Below are 15,542 nucleotides of genomic sequence, written 5' to 3'. Positions count from 1 at the left end.
GGGGCGCCCGGCGGGCGTCTCACTCCGCCGCGGGTGTGCGTTCGGTCGCCGTCCGTACGTCGAGCTCCCGCCAGAACCCGGCGCGGATCGCGTACCGGTCGTGCTCGTCGATCTGGTCGTCCTTGTGCGCGAGCAGCCCGAAGCGGGCCGCGTAGCGCAGCAGCTCCCCGTCGACGCGGTGCGGGATGCGCGGGTACATCCCGGACAGTTTCTGCAGGTGGCCGTGGTCGCCGAGACGTTCGAGCCAGCGCCGGGCGAAGACCTGTCCGACCTCGTACGGGTCACCGCCGACCGTGGTGATGTCCTCCTCGCGGTCGGCCCAGCGCTGTTCGGCCGTGGTGAGCTGGGCCAGCGTCGGCAGCGAGGCGCCCTCGGAGGACTCGGCGGCGGGCCGGTCGACCCAGCCCTTGTCGGAGGACCAGCGCAGGGTGGCGTTGGCAGGCTGCTGCGGGGCGGGGTGGGCGCCGCCGGGGGCGCGCAGGGCGGCGAGGTCCTTGGGGGTCGGGACGCCTTTGGCGGGCGGCACCCGCTCGTCGGTGCCGCCCTGCCCCGCGGCGGCCGTGGTGGGGTGCTCGGGCGCCTCGGCGGGCCGCTGGGCGGCGGACAGGGCGGACTCGGGCAGCGGCGCGGAGAGGATCGCGGCGATCTCGGGGCGGGGCACGGGCGGCGGCGCGCAGATGCCGCCGAACTCCTTGGCGCGTACGGCCTTGGTGATCCACGTACGGTCCAGGACGCGGCGTTCGTCGGCCTCGGCGACCAGGTCCTCGGACTGGTTGTAGTCGCCGTCGGCGGCCTGCACGGCCCACAGGTGGACGGCGACGCCGTGTTCCTTGGCGGCCATCATGCCGGGCAGCAGATCGCCGTCGCCGGTCACCAGGACGACGTCGGAGCAGGCGCGGTTGCGGGCCAGCTCGGTCAGCTCGGCGTGCATGGCGGCGTCCACGCCCTTCTGCGCCCAGCGGCCGTCGCTGCGGGTGAGGGCGCCGAGCCGGACGGTGACCCGGGGCATCACGCGCAGTCGCCGGTGCTCGGGCTGCGGGACGCGGTCGGGGGCGCCGTCGAACCAGTAGATGCGCAGCAGGGGCTGCTGCGTGTCGGACTCGGCGCGGTCGCGCAACCCCTGGATGAGGGCGGCGTGATCGACGGTGATGCGCGAGCGCGAGGGCTCTCCCGCCAGGAGACTCGCGGCGGCCCCCAGCAGATACCCGGCGTCCACCAGGACGATGCAGCGGTCCACGCGGTCCACCCTCTTTCCGGGAGGTTTGCTTCGGGCTTCCTTCGAGTCTGCCCGACCACGCGGAGGTTAACGGCCCGAACTCGATCTTCGGCGTGGCGTTTCGGCGCTCCGCACTTCCCCCGTACTCCCTCCGGAACTTCCCCCGTACTCCCTCCGGACTTCTCCGTGACTCCCCCGCCGGTTCCCCGGGAGTTCCTCCGGACCGTGTCACGGACGGTAATTGCCCGATATGCGTTCTCTGTTGGGCTATGTGAATCTGAAGGAGGTCCTGGCCCCTAGATCCCCCTCAGGAGGTAGATCACCATGGCCAAGAACAAGAACAACCGTGATCGTAAGCAGCCCCAGTCCGAGCGCTCCCCGCAGGCCGCCGAGGCGGCGGTGCTGGACCGCGAGGAGCAGCACTCCCCCCAGCTGACGACGCCCGGCGACGCGGCCTCCCGCAAGCGCCAGAAGCGCTTCGGCCACAACTGACATCCGCGGTACGGGCCGTCGCGGCCCTCCGTACGACGAGGGGCGCACCCGGCAGCCGGGGGCGCCCCTCGCCCGCGTTCACGGACCCGCCGGCCCACTGGCTCCGTGGAGCCCGCTGAGCCCGCCGGGCCGGCTCAACCCGCCAGGCAGGACGGTCCGAGCAGCACCTTCAGGTCGCCGAAGAGCGCCGGATCGGGCTTCACCCGGTGCCGGTCAAGCCGCAGCACCGTCGTCTTGGTCGGCCCCTGGAGCTTGATCCGCACCTCGCTGTCGCCCCGGTGGTGGGTGAGGATCTCGCCGAGCCTGCTGACCATCGGCGGGGTGACGCGGGTGGCCGGGATGGTGAGGACGACGGGGGCGTTGGCGCCCGCGTTGGACAGGTCGGGGACCATCAGCTCCATCGCGACCAGCCGGGGCACGTCCTCCCGCTTGTCGAGGCGGCCCTTGACGAACACCACGGCGTCCTCGACGAGTTGCGTGGAGACCAGCTGGTAGGTGGCGGGGAAGAACATGCACTCGAGCGAGCCGGCCAGGTCCTCGACGGTGGCGATGGCCCAGGCGTTGCCCTGCTTGGTCATCTTGCGCTGCAGGCCCGAGATGATGCCGCCGATGGTGACGACCGCGCCGTCGCCGAAGTCGCCGCCGGTGAGCTGGGAGATACCCGCGTCGGCCTTGTCGGACAGCACGTGCTCCAGGCCGAAGAGCGGGTGGTCGGAGACGTAGAGGCCGAGCATCTCCCGCTCCTGGGCGAGCAGGTAGGTCTTGTCCCACTCGTCCTCGCCGAAGACGACGTCGAGTCCGAAGCCGGGCTCGTCGCTCTGCTCGTCGCCCATGCCGCCGAAGAGGTCGAACTGGCCCTCGGCCTCCTTGCGCTTGACCGCCACCACGTTGTCGATCATCGGTTCGTACTGCGCGGTGAGGCCCTTGCGGGTGTGCCCCATCTCGTCGAAGGCGCCGGCCTTGATCAGCGACTCCGTCGTCCGCTTGTTGCAGACGACCGCCTCGACCTTGTCCAGGTAGTCGGGGAAGGACGCGTACTTCCCCTTGGCCTTGCGGCACTTGATGATCGACTCGACGACGTTGGTGCCGACGTTGCGCACGGCGGACAGGCCGAAGAGGATCACGTCGTCGCCCTGCGCGGCGAAGTTCGACATGGACTCGTTGACGTTGGGCGGCAGCACCTTGATGCCCATGCGCCGGCACTCGTTCAGGTAGACGGCCGACTTGTCCTTGTCGTCCTTGACCGAGGTGAGCAGGGCGGCCATGTACTCGGCCGGGTAGTTCGCCTTGAGGTAGCCGGTCCAGTACGAGACCAGGCCGTACGCGGCCGAGTGCGCCTTGTTGAAGGCGTAGCCGGCGAACGGGACCAGCACGTCCCACAGCGCCTGGATGGCCTCGTCGCTGTAGCCGTTCTTCCTGGCTCCGGCCTGGAAGAGCACGAAGTTCTTCGCCAGCTCGTCGGGCTTCTTCTTGCCCATCACGCGGCGCAGGATGTCGGCCTCGCCGAGCGAGTAGCCCGCGATGATCTGGGCGGCCTTCTGCACCTGCTCCTGGTAGACGATCAGGCCGTAGGTGACCGCGAGCACCTCCTGGAGGGGCTCCTCCAGCTCCTTGTGGATCGGCGTGATCTCCTGGAGGCCGTTCTTGCGCAGCGCGTAGTTGGTGTGCGAGTCCATGCCCATGGGGCCGGGACGGTAGAGCGCGGAGACGGCGGAGATGTCCTCGAAGTTGTCGGGCTTCATCAGCCGCAGCAGGGAGCGCATGGGGCCGCCGTCGAACTGGAAGACGCCGAGCGTGTCGCCGCGCTGCAGCAGTTCGAAGGTCTTGGGGTCGTCCAGCGGCAGCGACAGCAGGTCGAGCTCGATGCCCTTGTTGGACTTCACCATCTTGACGGCGTCGTCCATGATCGTCAGGTTGCGCAGGCCGAGGAAGTCCATCTTCAGCAGGCCGAGCGACTCGCACTGCGGGTAGTCCCACTGCGTGATGGTGACGCCGTCGGTGTGCCGCACCCAGATCGGGGCGTGGTCGACGATGGGCTCGCTGGACATGATCACGCCGGCCGCGTGCACGCCCATCTGCCGGACCAGGCCCTCGACGCCCTTGGCGGTGTCGATGACCTTCTTCACGTCCGGCTCGTTCTCGTACATCGAGCGGATCTCGCCGGCCTCGCTGTAGCGCGGGTGCGTCGGGTCGGTGATGCCGTTGAGGTCGATGCCCTTGCCGAGGACGTCGGCGGGCATGGCCTTGGTGAGCCGGTCGCCCATCGCGTACGGGTAGCCGAGGACGCGCGCGGAGTCCTTGATGGCGTTCTTCGCCTTGATCTTGCCGTAGGTGCCGATCATGGCGACCTTGTCGGCGCCGTACTTCTCGGTCACGTACCTGATCACCTCGACGCGCCTGCGCTCGTCGAAGTCGATGTCGACGTCGGGCATGGAGACGCGCTCGGGGTTGAGGAACCGCTCGAAGATCAGACCGTGCGGGATGGGGTCGAGGTCGGTGATGCCCATCGCGTACGCCACGATCGAGCCGGCGGCGGAGCCGCGGCCGGGGCCGACCGCGATGCCCTGCTTCTTGGCCCACATGATGAAGTCGGCGACCACGAGGAAGTACCCCGGGAACCCCATCTGGATGATGACGTCCATCTCGTACTCGGCCTGCTTCTGGCGGTCCTCGGGGACCTGGCCCGCGAAGCGGCGCTCCATGCCGCGGCGGACCTCCTCCTGGAACCAGGTGACCTCGGTGAAGCCGTCCGGGATGTCGAACTTCGGCATCAGGTCGCGCTTCTCGAACATGCCGGTCGTGTCGATCATCTCGGCGACCAGGCGCGTGTTGGCGCAGCCCTCCTGCCAGGCGTCCGAGGAGTCGACGGCGTACATCTCGTCCGTGGACTTGAGGTAGTAGCCGGTGCCGTCGAAGCGGAAGCGGTCCGGGTCGGAGAGGTTCTTGCCGGTCTGGATGCACAGCAGCGCGTCGTGGGCGGTCGCCTCGTGCGCGTACGTGTAGTGCGAGTCGTTGGTCACCAGCGGCGGGATGCCGAGCTTCTTCCCGATCTCGAGGAGTCCGTCGCGGACCCGGTGCTCGATCTCGATGCCGTGGTCCATCAGCTCCAGGAAGTAGCGGTCCTTGCCGAAGATGTCCTGGTAGTCGGCGGCGGCCTTCAGGGCCTCGTCGAAGTGGCCGAGGCGCAACCGGGTCTGGACCTCGCCGGAGGGGCAGCCGGTGGAGGCGACGATCCCCTCGGACCACTGGCTGATGGTCTCCTTGTCCATCCGGGGCCACTTCTGCAGCCAGCCCTCGGCGTAGGCGTCGGAGGAGAGCTTGAAGAGGTTGTGCAGGCCCGTCCGGTTGGTCGCCCACATGGTCTTGTGGGTGTAACCGCCCGAACCGGAGACGTCGTCCCGCTTCTGGTGCGGCTGGCCCCACTGGATCTTGCGCTTGTTGCGCCGCGACTCGGGCGCCACGTAGGCCTCGATCCCGATGATCGGGGTGACCCCGGCCTTCTGCGCCGAGTGGAAGAAGTCGTACGCCCCGTGCAGGTTGCCGTGGTCGGACATGGCGATGTGCGTCATGCCCATCTCGTTGCACGCGTCGAACATGTCCTTGAGCCGCGCGGCACCGTCCAGCAGCGAGTACTGGGTGTGGACGTGCAGGTGCGTGAACGGCGGCTTGGACACGGGCGGCCTCCTGGGAAAACTGGGGACGACTGGCTGCGGTCGATCCGGGGGGTCAGCGTCGAAGTCTATGCCTCACGACTGACACTCCGACGCTCTCCACGCGTACCTTCTGGGGCGGGCACTCCCGCCCCCCCTTCGAACGTTGGCCCGAGTGGAGATCCGCTCCATCCGTGAGGCACCACCCCGCACCAGGAGGCACCAGGCATGTCGGTCCCGCAGCTCGACGCCGAGCACCGCGGCGAGGAGATCCTCGCCGTCTTCGACACCGCCTTCGGACGGCTGCTGGCCGCGGACCCCGCGGCGTTCCGGGTGAAGTTCCGGAAGATGGCGGCCTCGGCCTTCGCGTTCTACCGCGGCACCGCCGGTCTCTTTTACCGCGATTTGACCGAGGACCCGGAGTTCGGCGACCAGCCGGGCGGCGCCTACCTGGACGAGCGGACCTCCCGGGTGTGGATCCACGGCGACCTCCACGCGGAGAACTTCGGCACGTACATGGACTCCACCGGCCGGCTGATCTTCAACGTCAACGACTTCGACGAGGCCTACGTCGGCCCCTTCACCTGGGACCTGAAGCGCTTCGCCGCCTCCGTCGCGCTGATCGGGTACGCGAAGGCCCTCAGCGACGAGCAGATCACCGAGCTGGTGCGGGTGTACGCGCAGGCGTACCGCGAGCGGATCCGCGCCCTGGCCACCGGCGCCAAGAGCGACGAGGTGCCGCCCTTCACGCTGGACACCGCGGAGGGCCCGCTCCTCGGCGCGCTGCGGACGGCCCGCTCGCTGACCCGCTTCGGGCTGCTGGACTCGATGACCGAGATCCGCGACTTCGAGCGCCGTTTCGCCCCGGGCGGCGGCGCCGTCGAGCTGGACGCCGCCACCCGCTACAAGGTGCTCGCGGCCTTCGACGGCTACCTGGAGACGCTCCCCGAGTCCTCCCTGGCCCGGCCCGACTCCTACCGGGTGAAGGACGTGGTCGGCCGCCGGGGCATCGGGATCGGCTCGGCCGGCCTGCCCTCGTACAACATCCTGCTGGAGGGCAACAGCGACGCCCTGGAGAACGACGTCGTGATCTACATCAAGCAGGCCCAGACCCCGGCCGTCTCCCGGCACATCACCGACGAGGCGATCCGGGACTACTTCCAGCACGAGGGCCACCGCACGGTGATCTCCCAGCGCGCCCTGCAGGCGCACGCCGACCCGTGGCTGGGCTGGACCGAGCTGGACGGCGCCGGCCAGCTGGTCGCCGAGGTCTCGCCGTACGCCGTCGACCTGGACTGGGGCGACATCGACGACCCGGAGGAGATCGCCGAGGTCGTCGCCGACCTGGGCCGGGCCACCGCGACCATGCACGCGGCGGCCGACGACCAGTCCGGGGAGTCCCTGGTGCCCTTCTCCACCGAGCGGGCCATCGACGCGGCCATCGCGGCCGACGAGGAGGGCTTCGCGCCCCTGCTGGTCGACTTCGCGCACCGCTACGGCGCCCGCGCGCGTGCCGACCACCAGACCTTCGTCGACCTCTTCCGCAACGGCCGGATCCCGGGCCTGTAACCGGCCGCCGCCCGTCGGTACGCTCACAGGAACCCTTTAGGGCTCCCTTACCGGACCCCGTGACACACTCTTCTACTGCTATGGACATATCCGGGACCCCGCTCAGAGCCGTACGCGCGGCGCTGTTCACGGCACTCGCCGTGACCCTCAGCACCGCGTCGCACGTGCTGCTGTCCGGGGTTCCGCTGCCGCTGCCCACGGTCGCGGCGGTCGCCGCCGCCGTCTTCCTGATCGCGTACGCCCTGGCCGGGCGGCGCGAGCGCGGCTTCGGGCGGATCGCCGCGCTGCTGATCCCGCTGGAGCTGGCCGCCGACACGGTCTTCACCACCGGCCAGCACGTCTGCTACGGCCGGGCGGGCGGCCCGGTCGCGGGCCCGCTGCGCTCGGTCGGCTTCGACGTGCTGTGCGGCGACGGGACCGGCATCCACGCCGGGGTGACCGCCCCGCTGACCCGGGTCACCGGGGCCGAGACCGACCGGATGGCGTCGGTGCTGGCACAGGCCGACCCCGGCACCGCCTGGCTGCTGCTTGCCGCGCACGTCGGCGTCGGGCTCCTCGCGGCGGCCTGGCTGCGGCGCGGTGAACGGGCGCTGGCCCAGCTGCTCGGCGCGGTGGCCGCGACCACGTTCCGGCCGCTGCTGCTCGCCGTCGCGGCCGTGAGCGTGCGCCGGGCACCGGCGGTGCGCCGCCCGGTGCCCCCGGCCCGCCGTACCGGCGGTGCCCGCGAGCGAATCCTCACGCACTCTCTGGGACGGCGCGGGCCGCCTCGCCCGGTGACCGCTCTCGTCTGACCCGGCTCGGCCCGGGTCGCACGAGCACCACCGAGCACCGCAGTCCCCCGTACGTACTTCCGCACACCCCCGTGTGCGCGTCCCCGGAGAGATCACCATCATGAGCAAGCGGAACAGCCAGGCGGCGAAGACGGCGGCCCGTGAGCGCCTGCGCGAGGAGCGCGAGCGCCAGGCCAAGCGCGACAAGGTCAAGCGGCAGGTCATCGTGGCCGCCTCCATCGTCGGCGTGCTGGCGATAGCCGGCGGCATCAGCTACGCCGTCGTGCAGAACAACAAGCCCAGCGGCTGGGACAAGGCCGCCGAGGCGAAGGTGGTGGCCCCGGCCAACACCTCGGGCAAGGACGGCACCACGGTCGTCATGGGCAAGTCCACGTCCGACAACGTCGTGCACCTCTACGAGGACCCGCGCTGCCCCGGCTGCGCGGCCATGGAGCAGAGCATCGGCGAGACCGTCAACAAGGGCATGACGGACGGCGACTACAAGCTCTCGTTCACCATCGGCACCTTCCTCGACGGCAACCTGGGCGGCGAGGGCTCGAAGAACGCGCTGAGCGCGCTGGGCGCCGCGCTGAACGTCAGCCCCGAGGCGTTCGTCTCCTACAAGACCGCGCTCTACTCCACCGAGTACCACCCGGAGGAGACGACCGACGAGTTCGCCAAGGACGACTACCTGATCAAGGTGGCGGACACGGTGGACGCGCTGAAGGGCAACAAGAAGTTCCAGGACGCCGTGGAGAAGGGCACCTACGACGCCTGGGCGATGCGGATGAGCAAGTCCTTCGACAAGGCCGAGGGTGTCGAGTCGACCCCGACCATCAAGGTCAACGACAAGGTGATCGACACGCCCAGCACGCCCGACGCGTGGCAGAAGGCGCTGAAGGACGCGGGCGTCACCAAGTGACCCGGTGCGCGTGCCGGTCGCGGTGATCGTCGTCTGACGAGTGGGCGAACTTTTGCGAGTTCGCCCACTCGGGCGCATACCGATCAGTAACCTGATCGGCCGTGACCAGTCGACACAGAGCGTCCGAGAACACCCTCCCGTCGTCGCCCGCCGAGCGCGCCACCCTCCGCACCACCCGCGCCCCGAGCCGCCGTACGGTCGTCAAGGCCGCGGCGGCCGGTGCCGTCCTGGCCGCCCCGCTCGCCGCGGCCCTGCCCGCCGGTGCCGCCGACGCGGCCCCCGCCTTCCTGCACGGCGTCGCCTCCGGCGATCCCCTGCCCGACGGTGTCCTGCTGTGGACCCGGGTGACTCCGACACCCGAGGCCATACCCGGTTCCGGGACCGGCCCGGACACCGAGGTGAGCTGGGTCGTCGCCACCGACAAGGCCCTCACGAACGTCGTCGCCAAGGGGTCCGTCACCGCGACCGCCGGCTCCGATCACACCGTGAAGGCCGACGTCCGCGGCCTCGCGCCCGCCACGGACTACTGGTTCCGCTTCTCCGCGGGGCCCACCGACTCCCCCGTCGCCCGCACCCGCACCGCGCCCGCGCACGACGCCGCCGTGACGGGCCTGCGCTTCGGGGTGGTCTCCTGCGCCAACTGGGAGGCCGGGTACTTCTCCTCGTACCGTCATCTCGCGGCCCGCGGCGACCTGGACGCCTGGCTGCACCTGGGCGACTACATCTACGAGTACGGCACCGGCGAGTACGCCAACCGCGACACCGTCGTGCGCCCGCACGCCCCGGCCCACGAGATCCTCACCCTCGCGGACTACCGCGTCCGGCACGGCCGTTACAAGACCGACCCCGACCTCCAGGCCCTGCACGCCACGGCTCCGGTGGTAGCGATCTGGGACGACCACGAGATCGCCAACGACACCTGGTCGGGCGGCGCCGAGAACCACACCGAGGGCGCCGAGGGGACCTGGGCGGAACGCCAGAGCGCCGCCAAGCGGGCCTACTTCGAGTGGATGCCGGTGCGCCCGGCGATCGCCGGCACCACCTACCGGCGGCTGCGCTTCGGCAGGCTCGTCGACCTGTCGCTGCTGGACCTGCGCTCCTTCCGGTCGCAGCAGGTGAAGCTCGGCAACGGCGAGGTCGACGACCCGGACCGCACCCTCACCGGCCGCGCCCAGCTGGACTGGCTCAAGTCGCAGCTCACGTCCTCGGACGCCGTCTGGCGGCTGGTCGGCAACCCGGTGATGATCTCGCCGTTCGCGATCGGCGCGCTGCCCGCCTCGCTGCTCGGGCCGCTCGCCGAGCTGCTCGGGCTGCCGAAGGGCGGCCTCGCCCTCAACACCGACCAGTGGGACGGCTACACCGACGACCGCCGCGAGCTGCTGGCCCACCTGCGCGCGCACGCGATCCGCAACACGGTGTTCCTGACCGGCGACATCCACATGGCCTGGGCCAACGACGTGCCGTACGACGCGGGGACGTACCCGCTGTCTTCCTCCGCGGCCACCGAGTTCGTCGTCACGTCGGTGACCTCCGACAACCTCGACGACATCGTGAAGGTCCCCGAGGGCACCGTCTCGGCGATCGCCGCGCCGGTGATCCGGGCCGCGAACCGGCACGTGCACTGGGTCGACACCGACCGGCACGGCTACGGCGTGCTCGACGTCACCGCGGACCGGGCGCAGATGGACTACTACGTCGTCTCCGACCGCACCGACGCGGCCGCCACCTCCGCCTGGGCCCGCTCCTACCGCACGCGCAGCGGCACCCAGCGGGTCGAGCGCGTCTACGACCCGGTCTGAGCCTCCTGGAGGGAGTCGAGGAAGCCGAGCGCCACCCGCCAGGTGGCCCCGGCGGCCTCCGCGTCGTAGTCGGGCAGCTCCGGGTCGGTGTAGAGGTGACCGGCCCCGGCGTACCGGTGCACCTCCACGTCGGCGCCGATGCGGCCCATCTGGAGGTACCAGGCGCTCAGCCAGTCGTCGGTCTCGAAGGGGTCCGGCTCGGCCACGTGCAGCTGGACCGGCAGCTCGTCGACCGAGGCGTTGGGCGCGAGGTCCGAGGTGCCGTGCAGGAGCAGCAGCCCCTTGGCCCGGTGATCGCCGAGGGCGAGGGTCTGGGCGACGGAGGCGCCGAGCGAGAACCCGGCGTACACCAGCCCTCGCTCGGAGTACGGCGCGGCGGCCAGCACGGCCCGCTTCAGCAGCTCCTCGCGGCCGATCCCGTCCTGATGGGCCATGCCCTCCTCGACCGAGTCGAAGGTGGCGCCCTCGAAGAGGTCCGGGGTCCACACCTGGTGCCCGGCGTCGCGGAGCCGGTCGGCGGCCTGCCGCACCGCGGGCCTCGGGCCGAGGGTCGAGTGAAAGAGCACGATGTTCATGAGGCCATGGTGCCAGCCGGGTGTGACACCTCCGTGCGCGGAGATGCCCCGCGCGGGACGTAAGTCACAGGTTCACGGGGCCGCGCGGCCGGTTACGTTCGAGGGATGGACACGATACTCCGCCCGCTGATCGTGGTCGGCGGCTCCGTCCTGCTGACCCTGGTCATCGGCTGGGCCACCGACCTGCTGCTGCGCAAGGCCGACGGACGGCACCCCGAGACCCCCCTGTGGGGTCTGCTGCGACGTGCCCGCGTCCCGTACCAGATCGTGCTCTGCTCGGCGCTGCTGAGAGGGTCGTACGTCGAAGCCGAGGTGTTCCCCGAGCACCGGACCGCCGTCGGCCGGACGCTCACGCTGCTGCTGATCGGCTCGGCGGCCTGGCTGGTGGTCCGGATCGCCGCCGCGGTCGTCGAGACGTCCTACTCCCGTTACGCCCACGCCCACGCCGAGCGGGATCCGGCGCGGGTGCGCCGGGTGCGGACCCAGGTGTCGCTGATCATGCGGGTGGTCACCGCGATCGTCGGTGTCGTCGCGGTGTCGTCGATGCTGCTGACGTTCCCGGCGATGCGCGCCGCGGGCGCCTCGCTGCTGGCCTCGGCCGGCATCATCGGCATCGTCGCCGGTGTGGCGGCCCAGTCCACGCTGGGCAACCTGTTCGCCGGGTTCCAGATCGCCTTCGGCGACATGGTGCGCATGGGCGACACGGTCGTGGTGGACGGCGAGTGGGGCACCGTCGAGGAGATCACGCTGACCTACCTGTCCGTGCGCACCTGGGACGAGCGCCGGATCACGATGCCGGTGTCGTACTTCACCTCGAAGCCGTTCGAGAACTGGTCGCGCGGCACCCCGCAGATGACCGGGACGGTCTTCTGGCACCTCGACCACGCGGCGCCGCTGGCACAGATGCGGGAGCGGCTGCGGGACCTGCTGCGCGAGTGCCCGGCCTGGGACGGTCGCAGCTACAACCTGACCGTCACGGACACCACCCCGACCACCATGGAGGTGCGGGCCCTGGTGACCGCGAAGGACGCGGACGACATCTGGACGGTGCGGGTCGCGGTCCGCGAGGGGATGATCCGCTGGCTGGCCGACGAGCATCCGTACGCCCTGCCGCGGGTCAACACGGCGGGCGCGGCGCCGCGCCCCTCCCGCGACGGCTTCCCGCACGCCCGCCGCTCCCCCGACACCAGCCCGCGCCGCACCCCGGACGGGGCCTCCCGCCACTTCACGGAACGGCCGACGAAGAGGGCGTGACCGCGGGGGCGCGCCCGGGGGCCGGCGGAAGAGGGCGCGAGGGCTGGGGCGCGCCCGCGGATCGGGCAGAAGAAGGCGCGAGGGCTGGGGCGCGCCCCGCGGGTCAGCGCAGGCTGCGCACGTCGAGGTGGCGCAGCACCCGGTCGACGATCTCCGGATCGGCGCCGGGTTCGCTGCGGGCGGCCAGCACCTCGTGCCGGGCGGCGCTCAGCATCTCGCCCTGGATGCGCCGGACCCGTTTGATCCGCCGCGCCCGCTGCTCCTGCGCCTCCCGCCGCTCCTCGTCCCCGAGGTCCGGGCTGATGCGTATGCCGATGTCGTAGGCGCGCCGCAGCATCTGCTCGGAGAGCTCCTCCGGCAGTTCCTCCACCGACTCGATCTCCTTGAGGCGCTGTTTGGCCGCCTTGGCGGCCCGCAGGGCCAGGTCCCGCTCGAAGTCCTGCTCCCGCTCGGTGTTCGCGCGTACCCCGAGCCTGCCCACCAGCCAGGGCAGCGTCAGGCCCTGCAACAGCAGCGTGCCCATGATCACTCCGAAGGCGATGAAGACGATCTCCTCCCGGTGCGGGAAGGCCGCCCCGTCGTCCGTCTCCAGCGGGATCGCCAGCGCCAGCGCGACCGAGGCCACGCCCCGCATTCCCGCCCACCACATGACCACCGTCTCCCGCCAGCTGGTCGGGATGTCCTCGTCCATGTCGCGCCGGGCGTGCAGCCGCTGGGTCAGCCAGGTGGCCGGCAGCAGGTACAGCAGCCGGACCAGGACGACGACGACGAGGATCGCCGCCGCCCAGCCGAGCAGTTCCGTCCAGCGGCCGGAGGCGGTGCGCACGGCGTTGTGCAGTTCGAGCCCGATCAGGCCGAAGGCGACCCCGGTGACCAGGGTGTCGACCACGTCCCAGACGGTGTGCCCGCCGAGCCGGGTCATCACGTCGTCGGCGTCCGAGGCGTACTCGGCGAGGAACATGGCGGTGGTGAGCACGGCGAGCACGCCCGAGCCGTGCAGTTCGTCGGCGGCGACGTAGCTCACGAACGGCACCAGCAGGGTCAGGCCGATCTGCAGCGTGGGGTCGCCCAGTACGCTCATCAGCTTGTTGGAGCCCCAGCCCAGGGCGATGCCGACCGCGACGGCGACGACGGCGGACAGCACCAGGTCGAAACCGGCCCGCCACGGCGAGAAGGAGCCGCCGACCGCCGCGGCGATGGCCACGTGGTACAGGACGATGGCCGTCACGTCGTTGAAGAGTCCCTCGCCCTCCAGGATGGAGACCAGGCGCCGCGGCAGACCCAGCTGCCCGGCGACGGCGGTCGCGGCGACCGGGTCCGGCGGCGCCACCAGCGCGCCCAGCGCGAAGGCCGCGGCGAGCGGCAGCCCCGGCACGATCGCATGGGCCACGGAGGCCACGCTGACCATGGTGATGAAGACCAGCGCGACGGCCAGCAGGAAGATCGGCCGCTTGTTGGCCGCGAACTGCCGCCAGGACGTGCGCCGCACGGCCGCGTACAGCAGCGGCGGCAACAGCGCGGGCAGGATCAGCTCGGGCGGGATGTCGACGTTGGGCACGAAGTCGAGCAGGGCCAGGACGATCCCGAGGAGCGTCATCAGCACCGGCGCGGGCAGCCCGAGCCGGGCACCGATCGGGACGCTCAGCAGGGCCCCGAGCAAGAGCATGAACAACAGGGCCAGCTGATCCACGGTCACCGCTCCGGTGGGGTCTGAGGGCTGCGGTCTGGGCGTTCACCCGGCGAAGCCCAAGCCTGCCATGCCGCCGGCCCCACCAGCCGCTTCGGCGCCCGCTGCTAGAGGAGGCGCCGCATCGCGCGGTGGGGGATCCCGGCGTCGGGGAACTCGGGCCCGTACGCCTGGTACCCCAAACGTTCGTAAAATCCCAGGGCGTGGGTCTGCGCGTGCAGGTCCACGGCGGTGAGTCCGCGCGCGCGTGCCGCGTCCTCTATGGCCCGCACCAGCGCGGCCCCGACGCCGAGGCCGCGGGCCGCCGCGGTCACCGCGAGCCGCCCGAGGGAACCGACGGCCGGGTCTCCGTCGCCGTTCTTCGCCGCGGCGGCCGCGCCGTGCAGCAGCCGGCCGGTGCCGAGCGGCAAGCCGTCCGCCCGGACCGCGAGGACGTGCACGGCGTCGGCGTCGGCGTCGTGGGCGTCGTACTCGATGTCCTCGGGGACCCTCTGCTCGGCGACGAAGACGTCCTTGCGCACCGCGAAGCAGGCCTCCCGGTCGGCGGGGTCCTCGGCGACGCGCACCGCGTAGTCCGGGGCGCTCATCCGTAGGTCTCCTCGCGGACCTGGTCGAGGGCCTGCCGGAGGTCCTCCGGGTAGTCGCTGGCGAACTCGACCCACTCGCCGGTGCCGGGGTGCTCGAAGCCGAGCCGCACGGCGTGCAGCCACTGGCGGGTCAGCCGCAGCCGCTTGGCCAGGGTGGGGTCGGCGCCGTAGGTCAGGTCGCCGACGCAGGGGTGGCGGTGGGCGGCCATGTGCACGCGGATCTGGTGGGTGCGGCCGGTCTCCAGCTTCACGTCGAGCAGGGAGGCGGCGCGGAATGCCTCGATGAGGTCGTAGTGCGTGACGGAGGGCTTGCCCTCGGCGGTGACCGCCCACTTGTAGTCGTGCTGCGGGTGGCGGCCGATGGGCGCGTCGATGGTGCCGCTGGTCGGGTCGGGGTGGCCCTGGACGAGCGTGTGGTAGCGCTTGTCGACCGTGCGCTCCTTGAACTGCCGCTTGAGCGAGGTGTACGCCCGCTCCGACTTGGCCACCGCCATCAGGCCGGAGGTCCCGACGTCGAGGCGGTGCACGATGCCCTGGCGCTCGGCGGCGCCGGAGGTGGAGACGCGGTACCCGGCGGCGGCGAGGCCGCCGATGACGGTCGGGCCGCTCCAGCCCGGGGAGGGGTGGGCGGCGACACCGACGGGCTTGACGACGACGACCACGTCCTCGTCGTCGTGCACGATCTCCATGCCCTCGACGGGCTCGGCGACCACCTGCACGGGCGCCGGCGCCTGCGGCATCTCCACCTCGAGCCAGGCGCCGCCGTGGACGCGCTCGGACTTGCCGACCACCGACCCGTCGACCTGCACCTTGCCCGCCGCGGCGAGCTCCGCGGCCTTGGTACGGGAGAAGCCGAACATGCGGGAGATGGCGGCGTCGACGCGCTCGCCCTCCAGACCGTCGGGCACGGGCAGGGTTCGGATCTCGGGAATCGTGCTCACCCGTCGAGTATGCCGGACGGCCCGGACACTCCCGAACGCGCGCTCTGTCCCCGTGGGCGGCGGGCTCCCCCGCTCGGTCC

At 71.3% G+C, this 15,542-nt stretch carries 12 protein-coding genes; 6 read left to right on the top strand and 6 right to left on the bottom strand.

Annotation, left to right across the window (positions count from 1 at the left end; all coding sequences use genetic code 11):
- Positions 1-19: 19 nt before the first annotated feature.
- Positions 20-1,237 (bottom strand): NYN domain-containing protein, encoded by a 1,218-nt coding sequence (locus EV562_RS21445; protein ID WP_133888442.1) that lies wholly within the window; start codon positions 1,235-1,237, stop codon positions 20-22.
- A gap of 303 nt (positions 1,238-1,540) precedes the next feature.
- On the opposite strand from EV562_RS21445, the gene EV562_RS21440 reads away from it, so the two are divergent.
- Positions 1,541-1,708: a hypothetical protein gene (locus tag EV562_RS21440; RefSeq protein WP_133888441.1), complete on the top strand. Its 168-nt coding sequence runs from the start codon at positions 1,541-1,543 to the stop codon at positions 1,706-1,708.
- Positions 1,709-1,842: 134 nt separating this feature from the next.
- On the opposite strand, the gene dnaE is transcribed toward EV562_RS21440, so the two are convergent.
- Positions 1,843-5,382: a DNA polymerase III subunit alpha gene (dnaE, locus tag EV562_RS21435; RefSeq protein ID WP_133888440.1), complete on the bottom strand. Its 3,540-nt coding sequence runs from the start codon at positions 5,380-5,382 to the stop codon at positions 1,843-1,845.
- A gap of 204 nt (positions 5,383-5,586) precedes the next feature.
- Between dnaE and EV562_RS21430 the strand changes: the two genes are divergently transcribed.
- The 4 genes from EV562_RS21430 to EV562_RS21415 all read left to right on the top strand — a co-directional run bounded on the left by EV562_RS21430 (position 5,587) and on the right by EV562_RS21415 (position 10,418).
- Positions 5,587-6,927: a DUF2252 domain-containing protein gene (locus EV562_RS21430; protein WP_133888439.1), complete on the top strand. Its 1,341-nt coding sequence runs from the start codon at positions 5,587-5,589 to the stop codon at positions 6,925-6,927.
- An 80-nt stretch (positions 6,928-7,007) separates the two neighbouring features.
- Positions 7,008-7,718, top strand: a complete 711-nt coding sequence (locus EV562_RS21425; protein ID WP_133888438.1) for a hypothetical protein — start codon at positions 7,008-7,010, stop codon at positions 7,716-7,718.
- A 100-nt stretch (positions 7,719-7,818) separates the two neighbouring features.
- Complete coding sequence (locus EV562_RS21420; protein WP_133888437.1) at positions 7,819-8,619, top strand: DsbA family protein; 801 nt, start codon at positions 7,819-7,821, stop codon at positions 8,617-8,619.
- A 227-nt stretch (positions 8,620-8,846) separates the two neighbouring features.
- Entirely contained in the window at positions 8,847-10,418 is a 1,572-nt protein-coding gene (locus tag EV562_RS21415) for an alkaline phosphatase D family protein (RefSeq protein ID WP_243860113.1), read from the top strand.
- On the opposite strand, the gene EV562_RS21410 is transcribed toward EV562_RS21415, so the two are convergent.
- Complete coding sequence (locus tag EV562_RS21410; RefSeq protein WP_133888435.1) at positions 10,403-10,993, bottom strand: dienelactone hydrolase family protein; 591 nt, start codon at positions 10,991-10,993, stop codon at positions 10,403-10,405. The two genes, EV562_RS21415 and EV562_RS21410, sit on opposite strands and share 16 nt — an antisense overlap.
- 105 nt (positions 10,994-11,098) lie before the next feature.
- Here EV562_RS21410 and EV562_RS21405 point away from each other — a divergent pair, with 105 nt between their 5' ends.
- Positions 11,099-12,247 (top strand): mechanosensitive ion channel domain-containing protein, encoded by a 1,149-nt coding sequence (locus tag EV562_RS21405; RefSeq protein ID WP_133888434.1) that lies wholly within the window; start codon positions 11,099-11,101, stop codon positions 12,245-12,247.
- Positions 12,248-12,350: 103 nt separating this feature from the next.
- On the opposite strand, the gene EV562_RS21400 is transcribed toward EV562_RS21405, so the two are convergent.
- The 3 genes from EV562_RS21400 to EV562_RS21390 form a co-directional block, all read right to left on the bottom strand.
- The gene (locus EV562_RS21400) at positions 12,351-13,937 is read right to left on the bottom strand and encodes a Na+/H+ antiporter (protein ID WP_133888433.1); all 1,587 of its coding nucleotides are present in this window, start codon (positions 13,935-13,937) and stop codon (positions 12,351-12,353) included.
- A 104-nt stretch (positions 13,938-14,041) separates the two neighbouring features.
- Positions 14,042-14,521 carry a GNAT family N-acetyltransferase gene (locus EV562_RS21395; protein WP_133888432.1) on the bottom strand — a complete coding sequence of 160 codons (480 nt, stop codon included), beginning with the start codon at positions 14,519-14,521 and terminating at the stop codon, positions 14,042-14,044.
- Complete coding sequence (locus EV562_RS21390) at positions 14,518-15,462, bottom strand: RluA family pseudouridine synthase (protein ID WP_133888431.1); 945 nt, start codon at positions 15,460-15,462, stop codon at positions 14,518-14,520. Before EV562_RS21390 ends, EV562_RS21395 begins: the two co-directional genes overlap by 4 nt.
- Positions 15,463-15,542 lie beyond the last annotated feature (80 nt).

The organism is Streptomyces sp. BK208, assembly GCF_004364245.1.
Classification (GTDB): Bacteria; Actinomycetota; Actinomycetes; order Streptomycetales; family Streptomycetaceae; genus Streptomyces.
This window is presented reverse-complemented; position numbering and strand designations above follow the sequence as displayed.